At 39.1% G+C, this 17,362-nt stretch carries 14 protein-coding genes and 1 pseudogene; 6 read left to right on the top strand and 9 right to left on the bottom strand.

The window, feature by feature from the left end; genetic code table 11:
• The first annotated feature begins 204 nt into the window (after window positions 1-204).
• From I8752_RS15210 to I8752_RS15200, 3 genes are all read left to right on the top strand, one after another.
• Window positions 205-1,050, top strand: a complete 846-nt coding sequence (locus tag I8752_RS15210; protein WP_214433153.1) for an endonuclease/exonuclease/phosphatase family protein — start codon at window positions 205-207, stop codon at window positions 1,048-1,050.
• Between the two features lie 33 nt (window positions 1,051-1,083).
• Window positions 1,084-2,529, top strand: a complete 1,446-nt coding sequence (cls, locus tag I8752_RS15205) for a cardiolipin synthase (RefSeq protein WP_214433152.1) — start codon at window positions 1,084-1,086, stop codon at window positions 2,527-2,529.
• Window positions 2,530-2,877: 348 nt separating this feature from the next.
• Window positions 2,878-3,144, top strand: coding sequence for a hypothetical protein (locus I8752_RS15200; protein ID WP_214433151.1), 267 nt, complete (start codon window positions 2,878-2,880; stop codon window positions 3,142-3,144).
• Window positions 3,145-3,378: 234 nt separating this feature from the next.
• On the opposite strand, the pseudogene I8752_RS15195 reads toward I8752_RS15200, so the two are convergent.
• The 5 genes and pseudogenes from I8752_RS15195 to I8752_RS15180 form a co-directional block, all read right to left on the bottom strand.
• Window positions 3,379-3,498, bottom strand: a pseudogene (locus I8752_RS15195) (helix-turn-helix domain-containing protein); the annotation flags it as partial.
• A gap of 158 nt (window positions 3,499-3,656) precedes the next feature.
• Window positions 3,657-3,791, bottom strand: coding sequence for a hypothetical protein (locus I8752_RS38035; protein WP_263985310.1), 135 nt, complete (start codon window positions 3,789-3,791; stop codon window positions 3,657-3,659).
• A gap of 522 nt (window positions 3,792-4,313) precedes the next feature.
• A complete protein-coding gene (locus I8752_RS15190; protein ID WP_214433150.1) occupies window positions 4,314-4,781 on the bottom strand; it encodes a hypothetical protein in 468 nt (155 codons plus the stop codon).
• Between the two features lie 333 nt (window positions 4,782-5,114).
• On the bottom strand, window positions 5,115-5,519 hold the full coding sequence (locus I8752_RS15185; RefSeq protein WP_214433149.1) for a response regulator: 405 nt from the start codon (window positions 5,517-5,519) through the stop codon (window positions 5,115-5,117).
• A gap of 372 nt (window positions 5,520-5,891) precedes the next feature.
• Window positions 5,892-8,423 carry a CPBP family glutamic-type intramembrane protease gene (locus I8752_RS15180; RefSeq protein ID WP_214433148.1) on the bottom strand — a complete coding sequence of 844 codons (2,532 nt, stop codon included), beginning with the start codon at window positions 8,421-8,423 and terminating at the stop codon, window positions 5,892-5,894.
• Window positions 8,424-8,839: 416 nt separating this feature from the next.
• On the opposite strand from I8752_RS15180, the gene I8752_RS15175 reads away from it, so the two are divergent.
• Both I8752_RS15175 and I8752_RS15170 read left to right on the top strand, forming a co-directional pair.
• Window positions 8,840-9,139 (top strand): type II toxin-antitoxin system HigB family toxin, encoded by a 300-nt coding sequence (locus tag I8752_RS15175; protein ID WP_214433147.1) that lies wholly within the window; start codon window positions 8,840-8,842, stop codon window positions 9,137-9,139.
• Window positions 9,123-9,527 carry a helix-turn-helix domain-containing protein gene (locus tag I8752_RS15170; protein ID WP_214433160.1) on the top strand — a complete coding sequence of 135 codons (405 nt, stop codon included), beginning with the start codon at window positions 9,123-9,125 and terminating at the stop codon, window positions 9,525-9,527. The genes I8752_RS15175 and I8752_RS15170 overlap by 17 nt, the downstream gene beginning before the upstream one ends.
• A gap of 89 nt (window positions 9,528-9,616) precedes the next feature.
• On the opposite strand, the gene I8752_RS15165 is transcribed toward I8752_RS15170, so the two are convergent.
• Together I8752_RS15165 and uvrA are read right to left on the bottom strand one after the other, a co-directional pair.
• A complete protein-coding gene (locus tag I8752_RS15165; protein WP_214433146.1) occupies window positions 9,617-10,492 on the bottom strand; it encodes a GIY-YIG nuclease family protein in 876 nt (291 codons plus the stop codon).
• Window positions 10,493-10,749: 257 nt separating this feature from the next.
• The gene (uvrA, locus tag I8752_RS15160) at window positions 10,750-13,677 is read right to left on the bottom strand and encodes an excinuclease ABC subunit UvrA (RefSeq protein WP_214433145.1); all 2,928 of its coding nucleotides are present in this window, start codon (window positions 13,675-13,677) and stop codon (window positions 10,750-10,752) included.
• Between the two features lie 181 nt (window positions 13,678-13,858).
• Between uvrA and I8752_RS15155 the strand changes: the two genes are divergently transcribed.
• Window positions 13,859-14,605, top strand: a complete 747-nt coding sequence (locus tag I8752_RS15155) for a Uma2 family endonuclease (protein WP_214433144.1) — start codon at window positions 13,859-13,861, stop codon at window positions 14,603-14,605.
• Between the two features lie 266 nt (window positions 14,606-14,871).
• On the opposite strand, the gene I8752_RS15150 is transcribed toward I8752_RS15155, so the two are convergent.
• A complete protein-coding gene (locus tag I8752_RS15150; RefSeq protein ID WP_214433143.1) occupies window positions 14,872-15,603 on the bottom strand; it encodes a zinc metallopeptidase in 732 nt (243 codons plus the stop codon).
• Between the two features lie 328 nt (window positions 15,604-15,931).
• Window positions 15,932-17,110: a phosphoserine transaminase gene (locus I8752_RS15145; RefSeq protein ID WP_214433159.1), complete on the bottom strand. Its 1,179-nt coding sequence runs from the start codon at window positions 17,108-17,110 to the stop codon at window positions 15,932-15,934.
• Window positions 17,111-17,362: the final 252 nt, after the last annotated feature.

Genomic DNA, 17,362 nt, shown 5'->3' with positions numbered 1-17,362 from the left:
AGGATTCTAACCTCTCCCAACGCAAATGCCCTGAAAGGGCGGGGCTTTTAACCCTTCGGTTGTTGGGGCTATTTCTTCCCCTACACACAACACCCCACACCCAACACCCCGCCCCAACGGGGCTTGGTAAAGTATTAAAAACAGCCTGTATAAAGCTTTGTTTTGTCTTTCTTAATTACGAATTACGAACTACGAATTAATATAATGTTTGATATTAAAGAACATGTAGATACTCTTGCAAAAAAATTTGTTCCATCTTATCGATTTCTTCGTTCGCAAAAATCCACTATTGATAAAAGCCATTCTATTCAAACTGAACTCAATAGCAATTCAATTAAAGTATTGAGTTGGAACATTGCGAAGAATAATTATAGTGAAAAGTGGTTGGAAGATTTTTTGAAAATTATAGAACAACACCAGCCAAATTTGATATTTTTACAAGAATTTCGTCTAGAACTAGGATTAACAAATGTTTTAGAGTGGCTAGAGATGAGTTGGGATTTTGCGCCTAATTTTATCGATGCTCATCATCAAAGCTATTCAGGCATTTTTACAGCGGCTACAACTAGTTCGCTCAATAAAAAAGCTATTATTACCAAACATCATGAGCCTATTATTAAAACTCCTAAAGTTTCACTGATAACTGAATATCCACTATCTCATAATAAAGCAACTCTTTTAGCAATTAATAGTCATTTGATTAATTTTGTAGATTTAAATAAATTTAAAATCCAATTGCATGAATTAGAATTGGCTATATCTGCACATCGCGGCCCCATTATATTTTCAGGAGATTTTAATACCTGGAGTCGAAAAAGAGCCATTATCCTGGATAAAGTAGTAACTAAACTGGGGTTAATTCCAGTAAATTTTGTACCCCATGAAAGTCGGAAAATCAAACGTTTTTTATTATCACCTCCCCTAGATTGGATCTTTTATCGAGAACTGAGTGAAAAGAAAGTCAGTGCTATAGTGCTAGATCGAATTTACTCCTCCGATCACAAGCCATTACTGGCAGAATTTTGTTATACCGATACCTTAAATAATTAAAATGCTTATAGACCGATACTTTAAATAATCAAAATGCTTGTAGATGGTGGTGTGCTACTAGCTGTTTTTAGTACAGCTACAGTTGTTGTTCATGCCTTGGGAATTGCACATGCTGCCCATGCTGTCATGAATGTACGTTCTTCGCAAGGAGCGATCGCTTGGAGTATTTCTCTGGTAACTTTTCCTTGGCTAGCTATTCCGTTATATTGGATTCTCGGAAGAACTAGATTTCACGGTTATGCTGAAACTCTGCGCTCAGTTTATGCGAGACATCATCAGCTAGTTAGCCATGCTTACAATGAACTCGCGGAATTTAAAGTTGAATTACCAGATAATTTAGCACCTTTGCAAATATTAGCTGAAACTTTTACAGGAATTCCTTTCACATCAGGTAATGCTGGCGAGTTGCTGATTGATGGCCAGCAAACTTATGAAGCAATGTTGAGCGCGATCGCATCCGCAAAAAATTATATTTTACTGCAATTCTATACTGTTAATGACGACCAAGCGGGTAACACTTTTAGAGAAGCATTGATTGCCAAGGCAAAGCAAGGAATCAGTATCTACTTTCTCTACGATGAAATTGGTTCCAAAAAATTATCGCGTTCCTATATCAAATCTCTACACGAAAATGGCATTCAAGTTAGTGGATTTCATACCACCAGAGGTAGAGGCAATCGTTTTCAACTCAATTTCCGCAACCATCGCAAGATTTTGGTAGTGGATGGTGAAATAGCTTTTGTCGGTGGTTTAAATATTGGTGATGAATATTTAGGAAAAAATCGCCGTCTGAGTCCTTGGCGTGACACCCACATGATACTTCAAGGCCCAACTGTACAAAGCCTGCAAAACACTTTTATGCGAGATTGGTACTGGGCAACTCGAAAAGTTATCGAAGTTAATTGGCAGATCAAAGTTAATAGAGAAAGCAACCAAACCGCATTGATACTGCCTACAGGCCCCGCAGATCGGCTAAAAGCTTGTAACCTTTTTTTTGTGAATGCAATCAATCGAACTCAGACTCGCCTCTGGATTGCCAGCCCTTACTTTGTACCGGATGATTCCACTTTGACAGCTTTGAAGCTAGCAGCAATGCGCGGTATCGATGTCCGAATTATCTTACCCAACCATCCCGATCATTTATTAGTTTATTTATGTTCTTTTTCCTACTACTCGGAAATGGAGGAAGTTGGTATTAAATTATATCGCTATAAAAATGGATTTATGCACCAGAAAATTATCCTCATCGATGACGATATGGCAGGTGTAGGAACTGTTAACTTAGATAATCGCTCATTTTTTCTCAACTTTGAAGTCATGTGCTTTATTGCCGAGTCTCGCTTTATTCAAAGTGTGGAAAAAATGTTGCAAGTTGATTTGGCTGCTTCTGTTGCTGTGGATTTATCTGAATACGATAGAAAACCTTTCTGGTTCAAATTAGCCGTGAGAGTTTCTCGGTTGTTAACTCCTTTACTTTGAAGTAAATCATAAGTGCTGAAAAAGTGAAATATTTGAGTGTGAGACTGAAGATAATCTTTTATCAAAACAGAATTCAGTATGAATTGGAGTGCGAAGCCGCGAGTGAATTTAAAAAAAGTTTTACTTAACAGTAATATAAAAATCTTATTGGATTTTTACATATCTAGGATTCCTACACGAGTAAGTGATATTTTTAATACTCTTCAATCAGAAATTGAATTTGAGAAAAAAACTTAAAACCTTTTCTGGATATAGATTCTGACAATTCAGATGACATGACTTTGAAAAAGTGTGTGTATAATCGGTGGCTGACAATCTGCTATTTATTTACCGCGAAAAAGGAGATTTATGTCAGACCAATTCACTTTTACCGTTACCAATCAAACCGAACAAGCAATTACAGAGTTGTGGGTATCTGTTGATGATGAAGAGTGGGCCCCATTCACCTTAAATGATTCAGGGATTCCATCGGGTGAAACAGCAACAATTGCTTGGGCTGAATATACGAATGATTCGCCCTGTGAATGGTATATCTCTGCTGTATTTGAAGATGAATCAGAAACTGAGTCAGCCGTGTTTAACTTCTGTGAAGAACCAGATTTAGTAATCGGATAAATTCTTCGCTGTAACCGCGCTTCATAGATCCAAAGCGATCGCCTCCAGCCATAAAACAAAAGCCCTACCTCGAAAGCATCTAGGCAGGGCTTTGGATGCGACTCGAACATCATTATGCGCTGTTGTTTAAGAGTTTAACGACATCGGGTTAAAAGCGGCTATAGTAAAGCATTCAGTCTCAGAGTAGCTCATAAAGAGCGCGATCGCCCGATCGAAACCTCACGCTAACTTGACTCAATAAGTTCTTGGTGTTTGTCCTGTCCAGCGTTTGAAGTCACGGTGAAAGGCACTAGGTTCAGAGAAACCCAGCACAAAGGCGATATCGTGAATTGGAGTATCTGGGTTTCTCAAATGGTATAGGGCTAGTTCTTTGCATTAGAGGTTGTTTGAAAAATTTGATCTAACCGTAGTCACTAATGTTATGACAGTGGTGATTGCTCAAAGCTTTAAAGAAACTCGGTTTTTACTCAGCACTTTTCAAACATCCTCTAAACAAGAATGCCATTTTTCTATCACTTGAGTTCTCCTTGTTGATTGTTGGGTGCTTTGAATGCACGTATCGACCCTCCCTGGCGATTATCAGGCGCTCCTACCTTAGGAGGCTTAAAAGTTGCTAGATTTTTAAATAATTCTTGTCGTTTAACCATTTTTACCACTTTCTTTGATTCTTGTGTGCAGTATAAATTCAACACATACCTTCTGTACAAATATCACAAGTGTTTCAGGAATTTATGCAAGGTGGCAAATTTTTTATACTTTTTAGTTTACAAAGCCCCTTCGGGGCGGGTGTAGGGTGTGGGGTGTCGGGTGTAGGGGAAGAACTAGACCCGAAGTAAGGTTTAAAGCCTTGCCACGTTAGGGCGAAAGAATCTTTATTTCCCAAGGTAGGTAGAAACCTCACCCGCAAGTAGCGTAGCTTAATTTCCCACTCAGCCCACACCCTATCCCCTACACCCTGTTCATTCCTTTCCCGCTTAAAGAATACCTAGATTTTTTTATGAACCGCAAAGGACGCGTTCGCGCAGCGTCTTTGTCAGGAGAGGGAAGAGATAGGTAATTTTATAGTGGGAAGGGAGTAATACACACAGGACTTTCGTAAAGTTAGGAAAAAACGAACTGCCTAGACACACTAGCAGTCAGACCACTGTATTGGTAAGGCAGTTGTCATTTTAGTCTACGAAATCCGTTGTAATATCCAGATTCTTGGGGTTATTTGAAACTATTGGGCGGCGACCGTCTACTTCAAGAACATCCTCAACTTGAAAATTGCTCTTAGCAATCGGACGTTCCCCATCTACCTCAACAACGTCTTTCACCTCTAAATCAGTTGGGTCAATTGGGCGATCGCCATCTAAGGTTAGCATGTCATGCTCCTGAAAATTGCTCTTGCCGATCGGGCGCTGACCATCTACGTCAATTACTTTTCCTGAATAATTTTCATTTTTTCCGATTGGACGTTGACCATCTATGTCTACTGTTTCTTTAACTTCAATGTTACTTGGGTCAACTGGACGATGACCATCTATATCAATTGTTTTAGAAGTTTGTTTTGGTTCGTTAGATGCTGAATCAGCGTTCTTCTTCGTTTTTGAGTTTGTTGTGTTTTTACCGGATTTTTTGTTATTTTTGTTAGCCATTTTTAGCTTGGTTTTATATCTATGATTAATTGCCTAAATAATAATTTATCATTGATAATTTAATTACTTCAATTTTTGATATAAAATTATTTTTTATTGGTAATTTATCAACTTGGATTATTTACTATATCTAATAATAAGCATAAAAAACCTCTACCAAAGCGTAGAAAGCGCCTCTAACTTAAGACCTATTTTTAAATATCAAAAAAAGAGTAAAATACTGCAAAACTCCATAGAGCATTATCTCTCTTATTTACCACACACAACTATTGTGCAGTATATGAGATAGTTTTATATGTATTGCATTCAATCTGAGTATTCTGCTTCGCACAGTTACCAATTACAAGAAGCAACTAAATTAGCAACGATTTCAACAAGTTCTTCTGGAGCAACTGGTTTAGAGACATGAGTGTGAAAACCAGCTTCTAAAGCACGAACACAACTGTCTCTATCGCCAAAGGCTGTTAAGGCGATCGCTGGAACTCGTCCACCAATATCAGGCTTGAGGGCACGTATTTTACGGATTAAAGCGTAGCCATCTTCACCAGGCATACCGATATCGCTAATTAAGACATCGGGTTGCAATTCGGGTAACACTTCTCGTGCTGCGGCTGCTAAGGAAACTGCTGTAACGGTAGCTCCATCAGCTTCTAAGACGGTAGTGACGAAAAAGCGAATATCATCATCATCCTCAACTACCAAAATATTTAAACCAGCAAGAGGTAAAGAAGGTGGCATAACAAATGAAATTTTATTCAAAATGCAAATACTTACTCAACCTACTGGTATATAACTGTTCTTTAATCAGAACTATTACTCAGGATTAAGTTTGGGGGCTTTTAAGTCAAATTGGTAACTATGTGGCAGAATTATGAAGCCTAGCTCCGCAAACTGCCAATACTTTATCTTTGACAATTTTATCGCATTATTGTATTAACGAGCGTTACAATCTCTATCGATTAGCTATCAATTATAGTTCGCGGTCTTTGACAATACTTACCCTAAAAAATTAGTTCTTTTTGTTACCAATACTTAATCAACTTTTTTATACCTTTTTCTCTTGAATACGGTAATCATTCCATTAGTAGATACCTGTGCCCTACTTAGTCACTACACTTTTGTATTGGGAAATTTCTGATTTTTAATTTCTAATTTTGCGATTCCTCCCAAAATAATTAACCAAACTACTACTACAATCCAGTGAATTAAAACTACCACCCCCAACGAACCTGTAAGCGCATATGCAATAGTACATGTAATACCTAATAATGCAGCTAAACTCATAAAAACCGGATGATAAAATGTTGGGAATCCAGCTTTAAAAAATGTCTTAGCATTTAAAGGATGATACAAAATAAACAAAGATAAACTCAAAAATCCCCACAATACCCAGTGGAAATAATTAGTAATTTCTATAGGATGAGGAAGCAGAAAAACTCTAAAAAATAGTTCTTCCACAATTGCAGGCATAAATAAGCAACGCAATATTAACAAACATTTATCAATCCAAGTGGCTGACCAAATTTGTATTTGGAGAAAGTTAAATTTAAAACCATAATATAGGGCAATAACACTATAAGTTACCAGCATTGCAACAACCACTAACCAATCTTGGAAAGTGGGAATTGCTAGCGATGCTAAAACGCGATTGAGAATAATTGGTAGGGGTGCAATGTGAGTAAAAGGAATTTGAATTTGTCCAAAAAATATTGTTGGTGCAATGGGTGAAATATCAGCTTGCGAACCACCTACTTGATTGGTTCGCAATATTTGCATAGTTGCACCATGTTTTAAAAATATTCCGGCGAGATCGTCGTGTACTTGCCTTGGCATTATTGTTCGCCATGTCGTCAAACCAGCCCAAATACTACCATCTTTAAATAATTTGGTTTTTCCCTTTCCCGTTCCTGCAAGTATACTCGCTTGACTCTTCCAGTCAGCACGAACTATACCCAAGGGTGCTAATTGTTTTTCCAATGATTTACCTAATTCGACTAGCTGCTGAAAGCGCAAAGTTTGGGGATGATTGGGGTTTGCATTTAACCAAGTTTGAATTTGAGGAGTTGTAGCAACTTGGTTTTTAATTGCTAATATCGCTGCATACAGTGCTTGGCTGGAGTCTTGGACGCAAGAAGTTGCAGGTGATACCATTGCACCACCAGTACCATCGCCAAGACGATAACGAGCCATTGTTATCTGTAACTGTTGCTGGAACTGGTTTAAAGGCGAAAGTTTAATACCATTAAAATCATAATCCTGTGTTACAGGCTCGAATTTGATGAGAATATCTGATACCGGACGTGTCGCAAGCCAGCCACGCTGTAAATTACCCATATAATCAGCCCATGTATGCGTTCCGGCAATAATTCCATCGGGGTTATGGGCATAAATTTGGTGGTATTTAATCTCGAAGCGTAATTGGTTAGTAAACTCGTCACGAACAACTTCTGCGATTCCAAAAGCAAAATGTCCAGTGATAGTGTAAGGAATTCCCACAGGTTCGGCTTTACGTCCCCCTATTCCACCAAATAGGTGCAGTAAGATAGCTTTATCGCCTTCTTGCCATTTAGATATAGATTGATTATTTTGCGTTTCTTGAGATGTTAATAATACAGTATTGAATTTTCCTTTATTTTTTTCCGTATTTTGCCAATTTTTAATTGTGATATAGTCTAGTCCTAATTCTTCACCTGTAATAGTTTGATTGGGTTGAATTTCAAACAGAGAACGAGGTGCGATCGCGCCAACTATAAATACACCATTTGCATCTTTAGCACCGTAAATATACCAGCCGTCTTGATTAGCAGGTGATTTCTCAATTTGCCGCACAGTTGAAGGAGCAAAATTTCGCGTATCTATTACTTGTTGAGGAATCCGAATAGTTTCTTGAATGCCATCAAACTTATTAGAAACATGATTATAATGTTGTACTAAAAAATAATCACTATACTGCTTCTGTTTTTTGAACGAACTTTTAGAATCAAATTGAATTGGTTTAATTATTTTTACCAAACCATAAAACCTACCAGTTACCAAAACTGGCTCGCGTTCAATTTGCAAAATAGATTCGTTGCCACTTTCTGTAATTATTGTATTTGAATCTAAAGCAACAATTGTATCATCATTAGGATTAGCACCAGCCAAAGAACGTAACATCCCTACATTACGAACCCCATTTAGTCGGGAAGGATGAATATTTCCTTTTTTTTGACTTTGAATAACTTCGGGCGTGAAATTTACATCTTGTGTTACAGCTTGAACGAAAGCAAGTAAATCTTCCTTCTTTTTCCACTCTAAACGCACAATATTTCCTACTACATTTTGTGCTGTTGGTGGTGCATGTTGCACTTCCATCCACACCCAATCTGAATTATCTTGCAATTGCTGTTTCGTTGGTAAAATTAACCTTCCTACCCAATTAGCAAGAGGTTTATAAAGGTTTGCAGATGGAATTTGTCCAACTGGATAAAAAGCAGGTTGATTAAAATCTTGGCGAACATGTATCGCGTAATTGCTTTCATGTTCTACTATCTGCGGTTGCTTTGGGGAAAGTTGCAATACCGCAACTACTGCTAAGGGTATTAGCAGTAAAAATGTTGTAAATCGTAGTCCTGTTTTTCGACTAAATCCACGCCAAATCAAGGAAATATACCTAGTAATAAATCTTCAGGTTATGTTGTAAAAACTTGTTGCTAGCAAATTTTTGGTATAAATTATAGCGCAATATACATTTATACTGTCGATACTAACAATATTATTTAAATATTGGACTGACTTTGATTAACACTTTTAGGGGTTATTTCGCTTGTTCGGTAGTAGTCTTCTATTGTCTACTTGGCTTGTAGTGAAGACAAGATTTAATATAAGTATAAGGTTAGAATAAGGCAGCAAAGGGAGTGCGATCGCCAAGTATATGGGCAATCAATATTTAAAGCTGGATAAACTGACTGCACATACCTCCTCTGATCGATCTATATATGATAGGCTGTTGACAAGAACTTTAGGATAGTTAGTAGTTTCAAATTCAAAAAGCAGAGAAATGCTGAAATGATAAATTAATGCACATCATCAGTCGGAAAAAGTTACGAAAATTCTGCCAAGAACACGCTGACTGTTGTGAAGCCCTTGATGACTGGTACATAACTGCTAGTAAAGCTAACTGGGGAAATCTGCTAGAAGCTCAAACTATTTATCCTAAAGCTGAAGCGGTAGGTAATTTTACAATTTTCAATATCAAAGGTAATAAATATCGTCTCATTACTAGTATCAACTATGAGCAACAGGTAATCTATATAAAATATGTCTTAACTCATGCTGAATATGACAAAGACAACTGGAAAAATGACCCTTACTTTTAACTCCGAATTTTACAGTCAATTACTCTCTGAATACCAACCTCGAATTATCAAAACAGAAGATGATAATGAGAGATTTTTAGAAATTGTCGAAGAATTACTTTCTCATCCTAAACTTTCTCCCGAAGAGAATGCTCTTTTAGAATTACTGGTAAAGCTAATTGAGGATTTTGAGGATAAACATTATCAACTTAATTCTTCAACGCCTCATTCAAGAATCTTACATTTGATGGAAGCTCAGGATTTAACTCAAAATGATTTAGTAGAAATTTTAGGTTCTAACGAGGTTGTAGATAAAGTTATTAATGGTCATTTAGAACTTAATAAAAAACAGGCTGAAGCTTTAGCGAAGTTGTTTAACGTTGATGCAAGTTTGTTTACTATAGAGTAGGCGATCGCTTTTATAAAAAACATTTACTTCAGATATATATCGAAATATTACAAGATACGATCGCGTTTTACTTAATATTTATCCTTATTTTATCCGAACAATCTTCTTTCCTCCTTCGGATTAACATGAATAACTTGATTGTAAAAATCATTGATGTAATTATCAAAATTTATTTGTGCTACTCCTAGTCTATTAGTTTCAGATAAATCTTTTAAATGACTTAAGTATGAATTATCTCTGATTGACATAAAGCCAAAACCAAAATTTCCACAATAAGATTTAAATTGATTAAATGGTATTGAATTTAATAATACAGGTGAATTCATTAACCAGCCATTGCCAAAACCGTGGTATGATTGCGCTCCATATTCATCTGCTATCTCTACTTCTTCTATAATCAATTTAGACCAAAGGTAATACTGTTTTGGATTTACTCCAATTCCAACTATTAAAAATACAGTATCACCTTGAGCGTTAAGAATACTTCTTTTATTTGTAGAGATACATGAAACTAAGTCTTCACTTCCAAATTCTTCTTGAGTTCCATAATCATCAATAATTGAGTCTCCAGGTACGTAGCCTAAATTATCATAATTATGATATTGAACCCAAAATTTTTGTTCGTAAATGTTTCGTACTCTTCTTCTTAGTGGAGTCCACGTGTTACAGTTATATTTTGGCTTAATCTTTTCTATCCAAAATCTTTCTCGTTCTAATAGCTTATCTTCAGTACATCTCTCAATAATCTTAAATTCAAATACCCCAGACATTCCTGGTGTAGAAGCTACTGTTTGAAGTTGATATTTTAAAAAAGCTGCTCTGAGTGGATAATTTCCGGTTTCAAGTGGATTTTGTCTATTTAATCCTCCCGTGTGTTGTCTCCATCGTCTATATATGTTCCGTGATTGCCCTATATAAGATTTGCCATTGACTGTATTTATAATCTGATAAATACCGCAGACCATTGCTTATGTCCAGTTTTATTAAAAATTTCATTACTTTTATTATTCCCAAACAATTCCTAAAATTATACAAAAAATATTAGGATGCATTAAGGCAAAGCTAAATGCACTATTTCCTTTGAAATTACTCCCTTACCGTTACAAGATTTCCTATCTTCTCTCTAACTCTGTGTTCTCTGTGCCTCTGTGGTTCGTTAAAAAATTAGGTAATCTTCAGGTAAGATAGGAGTAAATGCGTTAGTGCAAGATAACGTACTCTGCTACTTTTTCATTGCCGGATACTGTTGTAACACCTGCTGCAAATATTGCCCAGTGTAAGACTTGGAATTCGCTGCAACTTCCTCCGGTGTACCTACAGCAATTATCTCTCCACCTTTATCGCCACCTTCTGGCCCTAAATCTATCACCCAGTCAGAACAACGAATTACATCTAAATTGTGTTCAATTACTAAAATTGAATTGCCTTTATCTACCAAACGTTGCAACACATCTAACAATTTGTGGACATCATAAAAAGATAAACCTGTTGTCGGTTCATCTATTAAATAAAGTGTCTTACCTGTGGCGCGTCGAGATAATTCTGTTGCCAATTTTACCCGCTGCGCTTCACCACCAGATAAAGTAGTTGCAGGTTGTCCCAGTTGAATATAACCCAAACCGACATCAAATAAAGTTTGCAAACGGGCGACAGCTTTGGGAATATTTTGAAAAAAGTCTAAACTCTCCTCAACTGTCATATTGAGAACATCAGAAATCGATTTATCTTTGTACTTGACTTGCAAAGTTTCGCGGTTGTATCTTGCACCTTTACAAACTTCGCATTGCACGTAAACATCTGGTAGAAAGTTCATTTCAATGACATTTACACCCTGTCCGCTACAAGCTTCGCAACGTCCACCTTTAACGTTGAAAGAAAATTGTCCGGGTTTATAACCTCTGGCTTTGGCTTCTACTGTTTGCGAAAATACATCCCGAATAGCATCGAAAATGCCCGTATAAGTTGCAGGGTTAGAACGTGGGGTGCGTCCTATAGGAGATTGGTCAATTACAATTGCTTTATCAACAGAATTTAAACCCTGGATTTTTTCCAAATCTTTGGGTAAAGGAACTTTCTTAGTTAAATGATGTTGTAGTGATGGATAAAGTAATTCGTTAATTAAAGTGGATTTTCCAGAACCAGAAACACCAGTGACGGCGACAAGTTTACCGAGTGGAATTTCTACATCTATATTTCTTAAATTGTTGCGATGGGCATTTTTAATTATTAAACTTCGGCCATTTCCTTCTCGGCGTTCTGCGGGTGTAGTAATTACCTTTCTTCCTGATAGATATGCACCAGTTAAGGACTTTTCTGCTGTTAGCAACGCCTCTAAATCACCTTGGGCAATAATATGTCCACCGTGAATTCCTGCACCAGGGCCAATATCAACAATGTGGTTAGCTGCACGGATTGTTTCTTCATCATGCTCAACCACAATTAATGTATTACCTAAATCGCGCAATTTAGTTAAAGTTTTGAGTAGCCGTCCGTTATCTCGTTGATGCAAACCAATACTTGGTTCGTCTAAAACGTAGAGAACTCCTGTTAAACCAGAACCTATTTGCGTTGCTAGACGAATGCGTTGGGCTTCACCACCAGAAAGGGTCATGGCGGGACGGTCAAGGGTGAGATAATCTAAGCCGACATCTAACAAAAATTGCAATCTCGCTTTGATTTCTCGCAGTACTAAATCGGCAATTTGAAACTGGCGATCGCTCAACTTTAACTCATCAATTCTCTGCCGACAATCCCGAATCGATACTCCAGTCAAATTCAAAATTCGGTACTGTCCCAATCTCACCGCTAAAGCTTCTGGTTTTAATCTTTTTCCCTGGCAAACTTCACACGGCTGGTCGATTAAATACTGCTCTAATTTTTGCTTAATTAACTCCGACCCGCCCTCATATTGCCGTTGCAATATTGGAATTACACCTTTATAATTTTGCGTTTTCTGTGCTTTTGTAGTGCCTTCTTGCTTTTCTCCAAATAAAATGATTTGCTGCTGTTCTTCTGTCAGCTTGCTCCAATTTATTTGCAATTCAAATCCATGAGCTTGCCCTAAACTATAAAGTAATTCCAAATAATAAGAATTATCTTTTTCTGACCAAGGCGCGATCGCAGCGTAAACTGGGGCTTCTGAGTCGGGTACGACCAAATCCGGCGAAAATCTTCTTAAAGTTCCCAGTCCATGACAGTTGGGACAAGCACCATAAGGTGAATTGAATGAGAACAATCGCGGGGATAATTCTTCCATCACCGCCCCATGTTCTGGACAAGCAAAGTTTTCCGAAAATACTAATTCTTCTTCGTTGTCAGTTGTCAGTTGTTCTTTGTCAGTTGTTTGTTGATTATCGCTACTGACTACTGATGACTGACTAATGACAATGGTAGCAATACCACTTGATTGCTTGAGACACGTAGAAAGAGAATCGACCAAACGCTCTTGAATACCATCTTTTTTCACGAGTCGGTCAATTACCACTTCGATTGTGTGAGTAAAATTTTTATCTAGTTCAATCGAATCTGATAATTCTCTGACTTCACCATTGACGCGCACGCGCACAAACCCTTGGGAAGCTAGACTCGATAACAATTTGCGGTGAGTCCCTTTTTTACCCCGAACGACAGGGGCGAGGATTTGGAAACGGGTGCGGTCTGGTAGTTCCATGATGCGATCGACCATTTCATCGATGGTCTGGGGGGAAATACAGCGATCGCATATGGGACAATGAGGTTCCCCCGCTCGCCCAAACAACAGCCGCAAATAATCATAAATTTCCGTTACCGTGCCTACAGTCGAACGGGGATTATGAGAGGTAGACTTTTGGTCAATGGAAATCGCCGGACTTAAACCTTCAATAGCCTCCACGTCCGGCTTATCTAATTGTCCTAAAAATTGTCGGGCATAAGCGCTGAGGGATTCTACATAGCGACGTTGTCCTTCAGCAAAAATTGTGTCAAATGCTAGGGAAGACTTACCCGAACCAGAAACGCCAGTGAAGACAATTAAGCGATCGCGTGGCAATTCCAAGTCAATATTTTTCAGATTATGCTGCCTAGCACCCCGAATCCGAATAGTATTCTGGCTATTTTGGTTAGGGTAGGGGAGATGTCCGTTTAAAGATGCTGCTAGCTGTTGTTCTGACATATTAACTGGCTGAGAGGGAGTTTCCTGCGAAACAGTCCTTAATAATACTATCTTTAATTGGTTTATACTAGAACACTAGTACTGTTTTCAATCGGTATACGCTAAATTCAGTCCGCAGACATCTTCCCTTATTTGCTAATTTGGAAGCATCTCCATTAAATATCCTTCTGAGGGTGAAGGTATGGTGTCTCAAATCCAATCGCCGAGCCAGCCAGAGGTCATCTACCCAGATAGTGACGGACAACCAGTGGCAAATAATACTATACAGTTTCGTTGGCTCGTAGAGATTCAGCAGAATTTAGATTGGCTGTTTGCTGACGATCCTAACGTATTTGTGGCTGGGGATTTATTTTGGTATCCGGTAGAAGGACGCAATACCATTGTTAACGCCCCAGACGTGCTGGTGGTATTTGGCAGACCAAAAGGCGATCGCTTATCCTATTTGCAATGGAAAGAAGGCGGAATTCCTCCCCAAGTGGTGTTTGAAATTATCTCCCCCAGCAATACGCAAAACGAGATGGACAAAAAATTACTTTTCTACGACCGCTATGGTGTGGAAGAGTACTACATTTACGATCCTGCCAAAAATAGCTTGCGGGGTTGGATACGCGGTGAAGATGGCTTGGATGTCATTCCTCAAATGACAGATTGGGTTAGTCCTCGTTTAACGATTCGTTTCGTTCTTGACGAAGATACTTTACAGCTTTTTCGTCCCGACGGCGAACGGTTTGTTAGTTACAATGAGATTTCCCAGCGATTTGAACAAGAACGCCAACGGGCTGAACAAGAACGCCAACGCGCCGAACAAGCAGAACAAGCTAGAAGAGATGCTGTACCCCAATTGTTGCAAATGAATTTGAGTATAGAACAGATTGCACAAGCTTTGCGGTTGTCAGTCGAAGAGGTACAAGCGATCGTTCGGGAGTAATTTTCTCATTTTGACTCGAAAGATATAGCCGTAGTCACTGATGTTAGAACAGTATTGATTGCTCAAAACTTTTGCACAGACGCGTAGACGCTCGTAAGAGCGGTGAGGCAGTCCGGTCTTGGGGTCTCCCCAAGTAGAGGAACTGCTGTTAGCGCAGCGTTAGCGACGCAGGAGCGTCACCCGAAGGGCTTCTCGTAAGAGTATAATCGCGTCTCTACTCCTAACTCAGCACTCAGCACTCAGCACTCAGCACTTAGATATACTACTCAGTTGAAAACTGAGCGAGTATGGCACAGAATAACACCAGCCATCACAAAGTTCCAAAGACTAGCAAATAGCCAAGAATCTGACACAGATTTGAGAAAATATGCTTGTAAATACTGTGTTACAAAACTAGTTTCTTGAGATTCTATAAGTTTTTCTATCTCTAACATTCTAATACCGTAACGAGTGGCATTTGACTCATCTTTAAGTTTAGCAACTACGTAACAAACTCCTGGAATTCCTCCTAAAATTACTATACACAGAGGAATTAGAAAAAATTCGCTTCCCATAAAACTTAAAAAAATAAAACTGAAATTTAAAAGGAAAAATCCACTTCCTATTAAAATCCAAAATAAAGCAAATGCTCTCCTAGAAATTAATAAGGAAGAACCGCCAAGATAATACTGTACGGCATAGCCACACTTATGAGCGCTAGTTGCTATGGCACGTAGAGAATTACCGTCAAAAATTTCTGGAGGAAGATGTACAATTCCTCGCCTTCCCTCTTGCGGACTCAAAGCTGCACCGCTAGATATTTGAGCTTTTTCCACAAATACGTTATTCAGACCGTTCTCGTTTAATAAAATTCTTGCAACTTCATAACCAGTCAATCTACAAGTTGCTAAACGATCTACGCAACGTCGTCGCAGTTTTTCTTGCCGACTAATCGACCAGAAAGATAGAATAGAACAAAAAACTGCACTTCCAACAAATAGATAAAACCAAAAGCTCATTAGTTTCAGAAAAACCAATTAGTTTTATTTATTAACCGATATTGTTCAAGTTCACGAGCAGATTCAATTAAACATTGTCAGAAAAACTTTTAGTACTGATAAACCGGAAAAAGTGCTGAATATGCTAACTACGAACTAGTACCACAAAGCAGAATTAAAAATTAAAAATGAATCTGGAAGTTTAATCGGAATTTTGAGATTTTAGCAGAAGCGATCGCCCCATTATTATAAAATATTGTGAAGGGCGAAGGGGGATTGGGAACTGGGTACTGGGGACTAAGATTTCTCCGCTGCCCCTGTGCTCCCCCTGTTCTATATTTTCACGAGATTAGACTACAGCAGCTAATTCGGCTTTCACAGTAGTGTATGCCCAGTCCAACCAGGGAAGTAAGGCTTCAATATCTGTGGTTTCTACTGTTGCTCCTCCCCAAATCCGCAATCCAGCAGGTGCAGCACGATAGGATGCAATATCGTAGGCTACTTCTTGCTTTTCTAGAATTTTTGCCACTTTACTAGCACATTTTGCCTGTTCTTCTGGACTGAGGCTAGTAAACCAAGAATCCACAATCTTCAAACAAATTGAGGTACAAGAGCGAATCTCCGATTTCTCTGCGAGAAAATCTGCCCAATTGCTTTGCTCAACCCATTTGGCGATCGCTGCAAGGTTAGCTTCGCTACGATTAATTAAGCCAGAGAGTCCGCCAATACTTTCAGCCCATGTCAGCCCATCAAGGGCATCTTCTACGCACAACATGGATGGCGTGTTGATAGTATCGCCTTTAAAAACGCCTTCAATCAATTTGCCTTTTTGTGTCAGGCGAAAGAGTTTAGGGAGCGGCCAAGCTGGTTGATAGCTTTCCAGTCGTTCCACAGCACGCGGTGAGAGTACGATAACTCCGTGTTGTGCTTCTCCACCCAATACTTTTTGCCAAGAATAAGTCACAACATCCAGCTTTTGCCAAGGTACATTCATGGCAAAAACAGCAGATGTGGCATCACAAATGGTAAGTCCCTGGCGATTATCGTCGATCCAATTACCATCTGGTACTCTGACACCGGAAGTTGTGCCATTCCACAAAAACACTACATCATGGCTAAAATCAACTTGGTCTAAATCCGGTAAACTGCCGTAGGGTGCTTTTAACAAGCGAGTATCAGGTAACTTCAATTCATCTACGACATCTTTTACCCATTCTTGACCAAAACTTTCCCATGCCAAAATATCGAGGGGGCGTTCTCCCAGTAGCGACCACAATGCCATTTCTACTGCACCAGTGTCGGAAGCTGGAACAATGCCCAAGCGATAATCGGCAGGAACGCCCAAAATTTTCTTAGAGCGTTCTATAACTTCTGCTAATTTGGCTCTGCCATCTGCGGAGCGGTGAGAACGACCTACACAGGCGTTTTGAAGATGAGAAACAGACCAGCCAGGGCGTTTTGCACAAGGCCCAGATGAGAAATGAGGAACGTGAGGCTTAGTTGTTGGAGGAGTAAGATGTTCTGACATTGGTGCAGGGAGCTGCATTAGGTAGCGATCATATACATAGTACCGGAGAAGGGGGGCAGGGGGACACGGAGATGCGGGGATACGGAGACACGGGGACGCGGGGACATGGAGACTTCTTTCTCCGCGTCACCGCGTCTCCCCCTCACCGCGTCTTCTTCTCCTGTCCACTACCTCGACACGGGGACGCGGGGACACGAGGACATGGAGACTTCTTTCTCCGCGTCACCGCGTCTCCCCCTCACCGCGTCTTCT

Origin of the sequence: Dendronalium phyllosphericum CENA369, assembly GCF_016056275.1 — a bacterium.
Taxonomy (GTDB): Bacteria; Cyanobacteriota; Cyanobacteriia; order Cyanobacteriales; family Nostocaceae; genus Dendronalium; species Dendronalium phyllosphericum.
The sequence above is the reverse complement of the archived record's forward strand: the minus strand, read 5'-3'. Positions and strand labels throughout refer to the sequence as shown.

Bases quoted from the DNA above. Each gene is read 5' to 3' on its own strand.
- I8752_RS15145 (WP_214433159.1), bottom strand. From the start codon at position 17,110: ATGTCAGAACATCTTACTCCTCCAACAACTAAGCCTCACGTTCCTCAT.
- I8752_RS15170 (WP_214433160.1), top strand. From the start codon at position 9,123: ATGACCCTTACTTTTAACTCCGAATTTTACAGTCAATTACTCTCTGAA.
- I8752_RS15150 (WP_214433143.1), bottom strand. From the start codon at position 15,603: ATGAGCTTTTGGTTTTATCTATTTGTTGGAAGTGCAGTTTTTTGTTCT.
- I8752_RS15165 (WP_214433146.1), bottom strand. From the start codon at position 10,492: ATGGTCTGCGGTATTTATCAGATTATAAATACAGTCAATGGCAAATCT.
- I8752_RS38035 (WP_263985310.1), bottom strand. From the start codon at position 3,791: ATGGTTAAACGACAAGAATTATTTAAAAATCTAGCAACTTTTAAGCCT.
- uvrA (WP_214433145.1), bottom strand. From the start codon at position 13,677: ATGTCAGAACAACAGCTAGCAGCATCTTTAAACGGACATCTCCCCTAC.
- I8752_RS15190 (WP_214433150.1), bottom strand. From the start codon at position 4,781: ATGGCTAACAAAAATAACAAAAAATCCGGTAAAAACACAACAAACTCA.
- cls (WP_214433152.1), top strand. From the start codon at position 1,084: ATGCTTGTAGATGGTGGTGTGCTACTAGCTGTTTTTAGTACAGCTACA.
- I8752_RS15185 (WP_214433149.1), bottom strand. From the start codon at position 5,519: ATGCCACCTTCTTTACCTCTTGCTGGTTTAAATATTTTGGTAGTTGAG.
- I8752_RS15155 (WP_214433144.1), top strand. From the start codon at position 13,859: ATGGTGTCTCAAATCCAATCGCCGAGCCAGCCAGAGGTCATCTACCCA.
- I8752_RS15200 (WP_214433151.1), top strand. From the start codon at position 2,878: ATGTCAGACCAATTCACTTTTACCGTTACCAATCAAACCGAACAAGCA.
- I8752_RS15175 (WP_214433147.1), top strand. From the start codon at position 8,840: ATGCACATCATCAGTCGGAAAAAGTTACGAAAATTCTGCCAAGAACAC.
- I8752_RS15210 (WP_214433153.1), top strand. From the start codon at position 205: ATGTTTGATATTAAAGAACATGTAGATACTCTTGCAAAAAAATTTGTT.